This is a genomic window from Sulfobacillus harzensis (assembly GCF_012933365.1).
GTDB lineage: Bacteria > Bacillota > Sulfobacillia > Sulfobacillales > Sulfobacillaceae > Sulfobacillus_B > Sulfobacillus_B harzensis.
The window spans coordinates 1-10,484 of the sequence record NZ_JABBVZ010000112.1; the positions used below are offsets into that span (position 1 = coordinate 1).

General features: G+C 56.5%; 9 protein-coding genes and 1 pseudogene. 6 read left to right on the forward strand and 4 right to left on the reverse strand.

The window, feature by feature from the left end:
- Nucleotides 1-766, forward strand: a 766-nt coding sequence (locus HIJ39_RS19175) for an enoyl-CoA hydratase-related protein (RefSeq protein ID WP_169102578.1), incomplete at its 5' end; no start/stop codon positions are given.
- A gap of 676 nt (nt 767-1,442) precedes the next feature.
- On the opposite strand, the gene HIJ39_RS19180 is transcribed toward HIJ39_RS19175, so the two are convergent.
- Nucleotides 1,443-1,706: a DUF6504 family protein gene (locus HIJ39_RS19180; protein WP_169102580.1), complete on the reverse strand. Its 264-nt coding sequence runs from the start codon at nt 1,704-1,706 to the stop codon at nt 1,443-1,445.
- Nucleotides 1,707-1,967: 261 nt separating this feature from the next.
- Here HIJ39_RS19180 and HIJ39_RS19185 point away from each other — a divergent pair, with 261 nt between their 5' ends.
- Both HIJ39_RS19185 and HIJ39_RS19190 read left to right on the forward strand, forming a co-directional pair.
- Complete coding sequence (locus tag HIJ39_RS19185; protein WP_169102582.1) at nt 1,968-2,162, forward strand: hypothetical protein; 195 nt, start codon at nt 1,968-1,970, stop codon at nt 2,160-2,162.
- A 408-nt stretch (nt 2,163-2,570) separates the two neighbouring features.
- The gene (locus HIJ39_RS19190; protein WP_169102584.1) at nt 2,571-2,912 is read left to right on the forward strand and encodes a rhodanese-like domain-containing protein; all 342 of its coding nucleotides are present in this window, start codon (nt 2,571-2,573) and stop codon (nt 2,910-2,912) included.
- A 279-nt stretch (nt 2,913-3,191) separates the two neighbouring features.
- Here HIJ39_RS19190 and HIJ39_RS19195 read toward each other — a convergent pair whose 3' ends face one another.
- The 3 genes and pseudogenes from HIJ39_RS19195 to HIJ39_RS19205 form a co-directional block, all read right to left on the reverse strand.
- The gene (locus tag HIJ39_RS19195; RefSeq protein ID WP_169102586.1) at nt 3,192-4,652 is read right to left on the reverse strand and encodes an MFS transporter; all 1,461 of its coding nucleotides are present in this window, start codon (nt 4,650-4,652) and stop codon (nt 3,192-3,194) included.
- 136 nt (nt 4,653-4,788) lie between these two features.
- Nucleotides 4,789-5,454 (reverse strand): class II aldolase/adducin family protein, encoded by a 666-nt coding sequence (locus HIJ39_RS19200; protein ID WP_169102588.1) that lies wholly within the window; start codon nt 5,452-5,454, stop codon nt 4,789-4,791.
- Nucleotides 5,455-5,721: 267 nt separating this feature from the next.
- Nucleotides 5,722-7,215 (reverse strand): annotated as a pseudogene (locus HIJ39_RS19205) (peptide ABC transporter substrate-binding protein).
- 1,538 nt (nt 7,216-8,753) lie between these two features.
- On the opposite strand from HIJ39_RS19205, the gene HIJ39_RS19215 reads away from it, so the two are divergent.
- From HIJ39_RS19215 to HIJ39_RS19225, 3 genes are all read left to right on the forward strand, one after another.
- Nucleotides 8,754-8,945, forward strand: a complete 192-nt coding sequence (locus tag HIJ39_RS19215) for a hypothetical protein (RefSeq protein WP_169102594.1) — start codon at nt 8,754-8,756, stop codon at nt 8,943-8,945.
- 708 nt (nt 8,946-9,653) lie between these two features.
- Complete coding sequence (locus tag HIJ39_RS19220) at nt 9,654-10,046, forward strand: DsrE family protein (protein WP_169102596.1); 393 nt, start codon at nt 9,654-9,656, stop codon at nt 10,044-10,046.
- Between the two features lie 12 nt (nt 10,047-10,058).
- Entirely contained in the window at nt 10,059-10,292 is a 234-nt protein-coding gene (locus HIJ39_RS19225) for a sulfurtransferase TusA family protein (RefSeq protein WP_169102598.1), read from the forward strand.
- Nucleotides 10,293-10,484 lie beyond the last annotated feature (192 nt).

Here is a 10,484-nt window from a genome sequence, read left to right on the forward strand (position 1 = left end):
CTTCACACACTCATCGTACGGGAGGCGCTTTCATGCACACAAACTCCAAGAACTACTCCCTACAGGAATGATCTCGCGGCAGATGCTAATCGATTTGGAGGAGCAGCTTGGCCGTGTGGGCCAGGCGACGAATGTCAATGTGGTCATCATTCGCGCCAGCGGCACCGTTTTTAGCGCTGGCCACGACTTGCGCGAAATTCTCGGTCACGACGCCGGGGACGTGCGAGCGCTGTTTCAACAGTGTGCCCGCACCATGTCCGTGATTCGGCATCTCCCGCAAATTGTTATCGCCGAGGTCGCAGGCATTGCCACGGCGGCTGGTTGCCAATTGGTGGCTGCCTGCGATTTGGCAATTGCTTCGGAGACAGCGCAGTTTGCCACACCCGGGGTCAAAATCGGGTATTTCTGCGCGAGCCCCTCGGTGCAAGTGGCCCGTAATGTGCCCCGGAAGAAAGTGGCCGAGATGCTGTTTACCGGGGACTTCATCAGTGCCGCGGATGCCCAAGCATCGGGAATGGTGAACCGTGTCGTGCCCGAGGAAGCCCTCGCCGTTGCCTCCTGGCAGTTTGCCCAACAGATTGCGCGCTGGAGTCTTCCCGTTCTCGCAGCAGGGAAGGAGTTTCTGCACCAGCAGCTGGAAATGACTGAGGAAGGTGCAGCGCAGTACGGTGTTGAGTACATGACACGGCAAAGCCCGACGCCGGACGCCATGGAAGGGATGACGGCATTCTTAGAAAAGCGGGCACCGCAATGGAGTGACCGATAGCCTCGAGAACGCAGGGTAAAGGGAGTAGGAATTGGTTCGCTTGATGGATGGGGAGGGAGGATACTGGAAAGGTTTCTCAGCTTCGGGGGCAAACGGTCCGCTGAGCCCGCACCACGCAACGCCCGGGCTAGGCCCGACCTGGATCCGTCGGTCGCGGCGTGTCTGGGCTAAGAAGTTCGTCCTCGGAGCCTGTCGTGCCCCCCGACATGGATTCCGCTCGAGGGCCCACGGTACGGACGGTGCCCACTTGTGGGCGCCGCGCGTACAACGCGGATAGGCAACGCTGAATCCTTGTATCGGGGCCTCCCATCTCTGGAAGGCAGCCAGAAAATGGGCGTGGCACGAAACCCGCCACACGTCCGGGTTCTGAGGAAGCCGTGGCTTACGGGTCCGGGGCAAGCGCGAAGCCATCGACCGTAGAAACGTAGGCTAATCGCGTTTTACAATGAAGGCTGATGATTCCAAATACTGTCGCCGTACCGAATTGACGGGAATGCCACGTCCATCATGCTGTCAAGCATTGCGGGATTTTTGGTCTTGCGATTGGATGCAATCCGTCACCATGGCCCGTCACCACGACAAGTTTGCTCCATCAAAGACATCGCTATTCTTGGGGGAGGGCTGCTCGTCCCGATTCCGGACCAACCGCCTGTATCTCCCGTTAACTCTCGATCGACTAGGATTGAAAGGGGTCATCCAGCTTCCGATACAATACCCAGTGGCCGGGACGGTCGGCGTAAAGCTCGTAGAAGCCTCCGTCCTCTGTTTTGACGAGGACCCGGCGTTGATGGCGGCGAAGGTACCAGGGTGAATGAAAGTCGACCCGGCGCGCATTGGACAGTTGCTCGGCTACTACATGCCGAATACCCCGCCAGGTAAACGCCTCGATCATCCCACCATCACCCAAATGCACCGTCACAGGTTCGCTGATAAGGGTCATGACGTGTCCCTTCCTCTCCCAACACTCCATATTATTTTTAGTGTAGAAAATCGGCAGCATCTGACAAATGCCTTAGCCGGGTCTAACAATACAATACCGTTCTGACTGGTGGTCGACTCCCGCCCCGGGCGGAGACCTCCCACTGAACCAACACTCATTTCCACCCTGGAGCGTTGGTGGTAGGGACTCTGGCCTGGCGCCTCACGCAGCGCCAGTCGAAAGCCGCCGGTTCTCCGCCTCTCGGACCTGGGGCGGATGTCCGTGCGCCTTAACAAGGGCTTCCACCAGTCGATTCCCCCTATCCCGGTTGATATCAATATTAACTGGGCGGTGACCCATGAGAGCCCCGGCTACCAACCGATTGCCCAGGACGTCGCACCCGGCCGCCTGCAGGATGCCGGCAACCTCCTCTGGATCGACCGCCGGGTGCCAAAACGCCGGCAACGAGACCGATAGCTGCTGAACCGGGCCAACCCAATATGCGGGGTCCCCTAGCGTTTATCATAGGCATTCTCCTTGACCTGCCTGTAACCAAAGTAGTGGTTAATACGAGCATCGACCTACGTTCCCGGGCGGCCCAACACTCAAAAAACTTAATCACAGGGGTCAAGGACTTTCGGAGCCGGCGTGGTCGGGATTAGCGCGGAAGAAGGGAATCGACTCACTTCGGGTGGAAACTCGCCACTTCCCAGGGCGTGGGCTTTTGTGATCTAGAGGGGAGACGCGCGCGGGAGACTCGATTCGGCCCCCTGTTGAGAAGAAGCGACACGAGACTGTCTAACCCCCTATAATTAAGCCAAGGCGGGCACTACTATGGATGGAGTCCATGTCCTAAGCCAACCGGTTGATTGGGAGGAGATTGGTATGACGAACCTCTTTAGGCTATTCCGGCACCCCGAAGACTTGCGCGATTTAACGCCTGACGAGCTTCAGGAAAAGCTCATATCGAACCCGGTTGTAATTGATGTCCGTACGACCCGCGAATTCGAAGCGGGTCATATCGCGGGGGCTGTTTCAATCCCATTAGGTCAAGAGTCTAGCGCAATAACGCGTTGGCCGGCCGATGCCGATGTGGTGTTGATTTGCAAAACGGGCCATCGGAGTCAGGCGGCCGCCGCAACATTATTGAGACAGGGTTTTCGGCAAGTGTCTCACTTGAAAGGCGGAATGGATGCGTGGCGCCGAGCCAGCAAGCCGGTGGTTTAGTTTTTAGGGAATTTCTTTTGTTGGTGAATCCGTGCAATAGGCTTGAAGCTTCACCTCGATCTCACATTTACCATCGCCTTACTCCGTGGTCGGTAATGCGGTAGATGTGGTCCCCGGTATCCAGGTGGAAGAGGTGACAGCCTTGCCCGTCGTCGATAGTCACCGGTGGCAGAATGCTTCTTTGACGCCCGAGTATAACTCGACCATGCATAGGTTGAAGGCTACCAAATGCTTTCCGGGTTGATAGCTGCGTGACATCCGCCCCACGCTCTCCTTTGCCTATCGCATACCCTCTCGCGTCGCGTCAGGCGCCGTGAGCGTCCAGATGCCCAGGACACCGAAAGCCAACGAGATCGCAAATGCTCCGCGAAATCCGCAGTAAAACCATAGAGGGTATGCTGGGTCGGCATGGTTGGGATTCGGACCAAGGCCATGCATCATCCAGACGACAGAAAGCATTATGGAGGCGAAGGCGACACCAACCGCACGTCCCATATTGCGTTGCGTTGCTAAGAGGCTAGAGGCCAGCCCCGTGTCGCCCACACCGACTGAATTAAGCGCGGCCGCGTTGTTGGGAGATGAGTACAGACCTGCGCCAGCACCAACGGCCACCAGAATGGCCCACACGCTCCATAGGGGGGCGTGGCGTGGGAGCACAAGAAACAGAGCATCAGCCAGCATGAGGAAGCCCATGCCGGTACGGCCTGGCCACAACACGCCGGCGCGATTAAGCCATTTGCCTCCCAGCGGGGACACGAGAATCATGGTCAACGCTTGCGGCATCAGGCTTAAGCCGATCAAGCTCACCGGCAATCCGAGATCGTAGCGTAGATAGAAGGGGAGAAGAAATGAGGGGAACATCATTAACACCCAATAAGCCATGCCCGATATTAGGTTTCTCGAAAAGGCCCTGATGCGGAATAAGCGCAACGGGATGAGCGGATATGCCCGGGAGCTTTCCCAACGAATGAATCCGTAAACCAAGACGACATCGAGGCCTAGAAGCCCCATCCCCCAATATCGGTGCCAATTCGCCAAACCAAACTGCAACAGGGATGTCGACGTGAGAAACAATAACGCTCCGGTCCAATCCATGCGTTTTAGCGGCGCCTCCGGATCCGGTACAAAGCGGGGGAGGAAGCGCCACGACCCCCAGAGCCCCCAAATGCCAATTGGGAGATTGATCCAGAAGATGCTCCGCCATCCAAACCAGGCGGTTAACATGCCGCCCAATGGCGGACCCGCCAAGGTGCCGGCAGCGACGACGGAACCAATCAACCCCAACGCTTGACCACGTTTTTCGACTGGGAATACCAAAGCGATAATGGCCATGACATTTGCCATAATGGTGGCACCGCCTAGCGCCTGAAAGGCACGCGCCAGGACCAGGACGATAAAACTAGGGGCGAGCGCACTAAACAACGATCCGGCAACAAACGTGGCGATACCGATCAAGAATACCTCTCGGCGGCCCAACGCATCGGCGATTCGTCCGGTTACGGGAAGCAGCCCGGTGATGACGAGGAGGTAGGCGGTAATGACCCATTGCAGCGTCTCAATGGACAGTGCGAATTGATGTTGAAGAACGGGTAGCGCCACGTTCACCACACTGGAGTCAAGGTTGACCATAAAGGTTCCGGTGGTGGCGGCAGCAAAGCTAAGCCACAGTGCGCGCCCCTCAAGTATGATGGCGCGTTTGGGAGCGCGGCTCGCGGCGTTTCCAGCGGTGGAATCGCGCATTTTCCAGGTCCTTTCCTACGTTGGTCAAAACCGTCTGTTTACTCCCGTATGAACGGTGTCTTTGGGCGTTCCCGTCACCGTTAACGGAAACCATTAGAGAGAGAGGGAGGCGGCGTCCTCCCTCTCCTTCGTTGGGTTAGCGACGACTTCCGAATTCCGCCATGCGTTCTCGCACCGCATCAATGGCTTCTCGGGGCAATTCCTTCGCCCCTCCCAGCGCCTTGGCTTGAATGATGAGTTGGGCCGCTTCATCCAATGTTGCCAGCAGGCGTGCGGCACTCATGGGGTCTTCATGGAAAACCAACGCGCCATGATTAGCCATCATCACGGCCGGGAGCCCAGGATGATTTTGCACCACGTCGACGATGGCGCCGACGGACTTTTCCGAACCGCGGGGAGCCCATGGCACAACCGGAATGGGTTCAGTTACACCGAACCGCAAGAGCGGTTCATAGACCAGGGGAATGGGCTGGTGGGCGACAGCGAATACGCTCACATGGGGAGCGTGGGTATGAATGACCGCCCCCACCGTTCCGCGGTTTTGGTAGACCCGCGTGTGCATCTGAACGACTTCCTGCATGGTCGGATCCATGGCTTCGCCCTGGGTCAAATGACCATTTAAATCCAGAACGGCCAAATCATCGACGCCGAGGTTGGCAATGGACCCACCTCGGGTCATCACAATGTGTGTATCGTCAAGACGTGCGGAGAGATTGGCATGCTCTCCGCGAAACAACATACCGGACTCAGCCAATAGATGCGCTGCATTCACGATGCTTTGACGGACCAATTGTTCCTGCATGGGATTGTCCTCCTTAGAGTTAAGCTGTGCTGTCGGGTCCCGGCTAGTATGTCCCCATGGAACCGTAGCAATGGGATGTCGTTTCGTCAGTATACTGTAAATTGCAGTATTGGACAAGAATGCCCGCTTTCCCTCATATGGCGCTCAGCATAAGCGAAGCCCGGGCCTCCAATTGGAGCCCGGGCTTGGCCTTCCATGGGCGTGTCGACTCATCAACTTCGATGTGGGGCAGCACGTACCGTTTTGGGGATCCCCGAGGCCTTCGCGCTAGTTGCTCGACGAAAGGGAAATGTGGTTATATTGGGGCTCTCCTGTCACGGTGTTCATCCATTGTGTCGCTCCATGCACATTGGGAGCGTACACGTTAATGCCTGCGGGATTGGGGAGCCACAACATCGGCAACTGTTGCGCGGTATACGCCTCGTACTTGTCGAACGCTTTCATGAACTGCGCCTGACTCGCGTATGGCGTGTGGGTGGCGGCGATTAACGCGTCTTCTTTTTTGTTCGCATACCCGGTGCCAGATGGGGCTGTGGAACTAAACAATTGACCCCCGGTCGGAAGCCAACCGGGACCGTCGTAAAACCAACCAGTACCGACGCCAATTTGCCAGGCATTGCTGGTCTTGTCGGAGGTCATGGTGAGGAATTGGTTAAAGTTGACCCCCTTTAGTGTGGTCTTCACACCGATGGCATTCCAGTCCTGTTGCATCAACTGGACCTGCTCTTGGGCGGTCTGGGACCCAGTAACCCATAGCAGAGTATAGTTCATTTGTTGACCCTGGGCATTCGTCATCACGCCATTCTTAAGATGCCAGCCATGGGCTTCCAGCAATTTTTTGGCTGCCGCGGGGTCATAAGGAATTTTAGGTTCGGCACTGGCGTCATAAAACTTGGTCTTGGGCGTGGCTGGAATCGGCCCGTACTGGGGAACGCCATAACCCTTGTAGATGTCTTTGACAATGGCTTTTTGGTCTGTCGCCATTTCCAGAGCCTTTCGTACATAGAGGTTGTCAAAGGTTGACGCATACTGCGTATTTGGCCACATGTTGAGTTCCGTCCAAAAGACCGCCAGCGAGTAGGCTGGCACAACTTTGAACCCTTGGGACGTCAACTCGCCCTTGGACCCCAATTGGGATGGGTCAAGGTATCCCAAGTCGATTTGATGAGTTTTCAGGGCGGAAAACTCGGCTGTCGACGAGGACTCATAGACGAACTCAAGCTTGCTAACCCGCGATTTATACCCGCCATACTCGGGATTGGGCTTCAAGATCCAGTTTTGGTTGGGTGTGGCGCTGACCAGTTCATAGGGCCCGTCGCTGGCGAACTGGGCGGCTTTAGGGGTTGTAGCGATTGAGCCGAGATACTTGATTTCTTGGGTCCAGTCTGCGCTGGTGGCGTTGGGGCCCTTAGCATATTTGTTAAGTTCCGCTGCGGGCATCGGAATGAGTTAGATTAAGCCATTATAGATAAACCACTGTTGGTTAGCGGGCTGTTTCAGCGTAAAAGTAACCTCGTGGGAATTGTTCGCCACAACGCTGGCAATACCATCGGGGATGTCGCCGGTTCCGGCACCGACATACGGCCAAGGGCTAGGGGCGTTCGCGGCAGACGCCGCCTTCATCGCATTCCAACTGAAGAGAAGGTCCTGTGCGGTCACCGGTTGGCCGTTTGACCACTTCCACTTCTTTCCGATGAAGACGTGATACACAGTGCCGGCATTATTGTACGTAATCTTCGAAGCGACCGATGACTTCCACACGATTTGATACTGGTCGTTGAGATGATCAACGGTTGGAAGATTTGGTTCTGCAGCACCGCGTTGGCGACGGAGTCGGCCCCCGCATTGGTAAGGGGCAAATACCAGTCGATGTTGGTCTGCGGCGTCTCTGCTACGGTCAGAGTTCCGCCCGTTTGGGTTCCGCCGGTGTTCCCTGTGTGACCCTGAGCCACGGAAGTGGAACCGCAACCGGCCGCTAATGTGGCGATGCCCACGGCCAGAGCCGCTGACGCCAACGTTAATGAACGCGCTTTCATCGAATTCCTCCTTAAAGTATCAGCCGGCACGGGGCCTGTAATTTCTGGCCGTTTGGATGGCTTGTTGAACCCTCTCGCTATGGTGATTGGCAGGGATACGACTCGTCCAGTATCAGTGGCCGAAACGCAGCGCCGATAAAGTCCTACGAAAATTGCGTCTTTTCGACCTAGGAAAAAGCCAATGATTATGGGTTTCCGTTGGGAGTTGAGGGTTTTTCGCAGAACAGTAGACCGATAATTCGACATATTGCGGGCGAGTTCCTGCATGCTTGGCCCTCTTTCTTGGAATCGGTCGTTGAGGGAGTGGGTTGCAGGCGTCATCTATACCAAGTGACATCCAATGCGCATGCCATAAGTCATGAGTGAGTGCATGTGCTGACAGCGCTGGTCGTCCACCTGCCGATTTGAATAAGGCCGTGACCCCGAACTAAGCTGATTGCGCAGATGTCGGGGCGTGGCAGCACATAGTTGGCTGTTGGGCAAAATGGCCAAGCTACCAATGAGTAGGGCACGAATGGATTTGGCCAGAGTTGCAAGTGAGCGGTCCCCGCTCACTTAGAGCGCGGGACCGCTCGCAGTATATCCAGCGCGAATCAGCCCAAGACGAACGCTAGCTGCCGCCGGTTGATGGGCTGGCCGACGGCGTAGTGCTCGTCGTGGGAGACGGGCTGGTTGAGGGCGATGGGTTTGTCGTGCTAGTCGAGGTGCTTAGTTGAGACGTCAAGCTCTGCACCTGTGCTGTTGCAGCCTTCAACGCGGCCAACTCAGCTTGAAATTTGGCCACCACTGCCATGAGCCCTGGAGGAGTAAACCCAGGCGCCGATGGCGAGGGCGTCGTGACCGTTGTGCTTGGGCTGGTGGTCGTGCCGGTGCTCCCAGTGGTGGTGGAGGGCGCGGCGTTGGCCGCCATTTCCATCTTCACCGTTTGAGCCAGAGTCGTATTAATGGTGCGCAGTTGGCTCGGTGCAGTTGCCGCCGTACTGCTTTGTCCACTCGTCAAGATAGTTGACAAGGCATGAAGGTACGTTTGCACGGCGGATACATATTGCATGCGAGCGGCCTGTATTTCCGATCTTAATGTATGGATTTCCGCCACCGCGGTTTTAACGCCCGACGGCTGTCCAGAGGCATGCTTTGAGCTTTGGGTCGTTCCGACCGAGGGAGAGGTGCTCACGCTGGTACTGACCGTCGTGTGGGACGAATTGCTTTGGTTCGTAGGCGACTGCCCATTCACGGCAGACTGTGCCGAACGAGCGGCCTGGCTTGGCAATACAGCATGTTGTGCGGCTTGACTATGGCTCCCTGGACCATGGCCATGCAGCGGCCATGGTGGGCACACTCGCCAGAATTACCATGGCACTGGCTAGTGGTGCAACGAATTTACGGGTCAAATGCATACACCTCCGGTATTTACGGCTGCTGCAAGCAGTTCAGCAACCGGGTCAATTGGTTTAATTCTGATGCTAACGCGTGGGCCTGAGATGAAGTCATATGCGTGGTATTGACTGGGATGGCGACCGTCTTTCCGCGCGTCGCCTCTGGAATCGTGACAACCACCGACGCGGGGCGGCGAGTGTTTCCGGCAGCCGTCGAAGGCGATAGAGCCGTGGTCGGCGCAGGTGATGCAGCTGCAATCGGGGCGTGCTGCGACCCTGACGGGGAAGCTGCTGCGGGAGCGGACTTCGAACCACACCCAGCTGCTACCCAACCAACGGAGAAAATGGTGATTCCGGGTAATCCTGCCCAACGCATACAGGTCGCCCCTTTGGCTTATCCTCTGAATTCCCATTCGACACGAGTCGCCAGGTACCTTGACCGCCACGCCGGTTTTTGTCGCGAGACGTCATTCTATTCGCGATACCAAACCGCTATAGGGGCGCATAAGAAAATTTTTCCTAACATTCGAATGTCCCCCTATTGGACTATAAATCGTCACCCAGGTGAGACGGTCCGTTGGAGGAACCGCTTCTTCGCAGTCGCTGATCTAGAACGCCTATCATTGCGGCTCATTCCTGGCCTTCGTGGGGCAATCGTGTCCAGCGTCAAGAACCCATCCTTGGGTTTGTGGGTTGCAACCAATTCCGTGTGGTCAGGATATGGAAGCCCGCATAATGATGCACGAAGATACCGTATGGGGTATAGTGGGGATCGGGAGGGAGATGTATGGGGGATACATTAAATCTAATGCTGCTTTCGGGTGACTACGCCAAAATCCACGCAGCCGCCATGGTGACGCTGGTGGCGAGCAGCCTGGGACAGCCGGTTAATGTCTTCGTGTCGATGGAGGCGCTGCCGGCCTTCCATCAGGACGCCAGCGAACGGGAGGCCGTCGTCAAAGGGCCGATTGGGCAAATGATCGCCGAGACCGCCTCACCCGACTATGTGGGGCTTTTTCGCGAGGCCAAGGAAATGGGCGACGTCCATTTGTATGCCTGCAGCTTGGTGGCCGATATGAAGCATTGGGAACTTTCTCAACTCGTGCCCATTTTCGATGACATGATGGGCATCGCCGGATTCTTAGGCCAGGTTAGCGGCGGCACATCACTAACGTTCTAAGGGGGATGCAACATGGAGGCCGATGCCAAAGTAATTGATGCGCGCGGGTCGTTTTGCCCGGGTCCGTTAATGGAATTAATCAAGGGAATAAGGCAGGAGCCTGTCGGCACGGTGTTAGAAGTCTGGTCCTCCGATCGAGGGTCCGCCAAGGATATTCCTCAATGGGTTGCGCGTGCGGGCCATGAGGTGGTGGGCAACGTGGAGGAGGACGGCATCTTTAAAGTCCAGGTTAAAAAGGTGAAGTAGAGACCCTATTGGCCTCGGGAACGGCTCGAGGCTACTGAATATGAAGGAGGAACGCCGATGACGCGCGTAGTGTTGTTAGGGGGCGGCGTAGGGGGCAGCATGGTGTCCAACCAGTTGGCCCGCGAACTGAAGTCGGAGATTGTGCGGGGCGAGGTTGAGATTACCGTCATCAACGCCAGTGAGGTCCATGTG

What these genes read in the sequence shown, in the direction of transcription:
- HIJ39_RS19180 (WP_169102580.1), bottom strand. Translation starts at nt 1,706, where the DNA reads ATGACCCTTATCAGCGAACCTGTGACGGTGCATTTGGGTGATGGTGGG.
- HIJ39_RS19190 (WP_169102584.1), top strand. Translation starts at nt 2,571, where the DNA reads ATGACGAACCTCTTTAGGCTATTCCGGCACCCCGAAGACTTGCGCGAT.
- HIJ39_RS19195 (WP_169102586.1), bottom strand. Translation starts at nt 4,652, where the DNA reads ATGCGCGATTCCACCGCTGGAAACGCCGCGAGCCGCGCTCCCAAACGC.
- HIJ39_RS19200 (WP_169102588.1), bottom strand. Translation starts at nt 5,454, where the DNA reads ATGCAGGAACAATTGGTCCGTCAAAGCATCGTGAATGCAGCGCATCTA.
- HIJ39_RS19220 (WP_169102596.1), top strand. Translation starts at nt 9,654, where the DNA reads ATGGGGGATACATTAAATCTAATGCTGCTTTCGGGTGACTACGCCAAA.
- HIJ39_RS19225 (WP_169102598.1), top strand. Translation starts at nt 10,059, where the DNA reads ATGGAGGCCGATGCCAAAGTAATTGATGCGCGCGGGTCGTTTTGCCCG.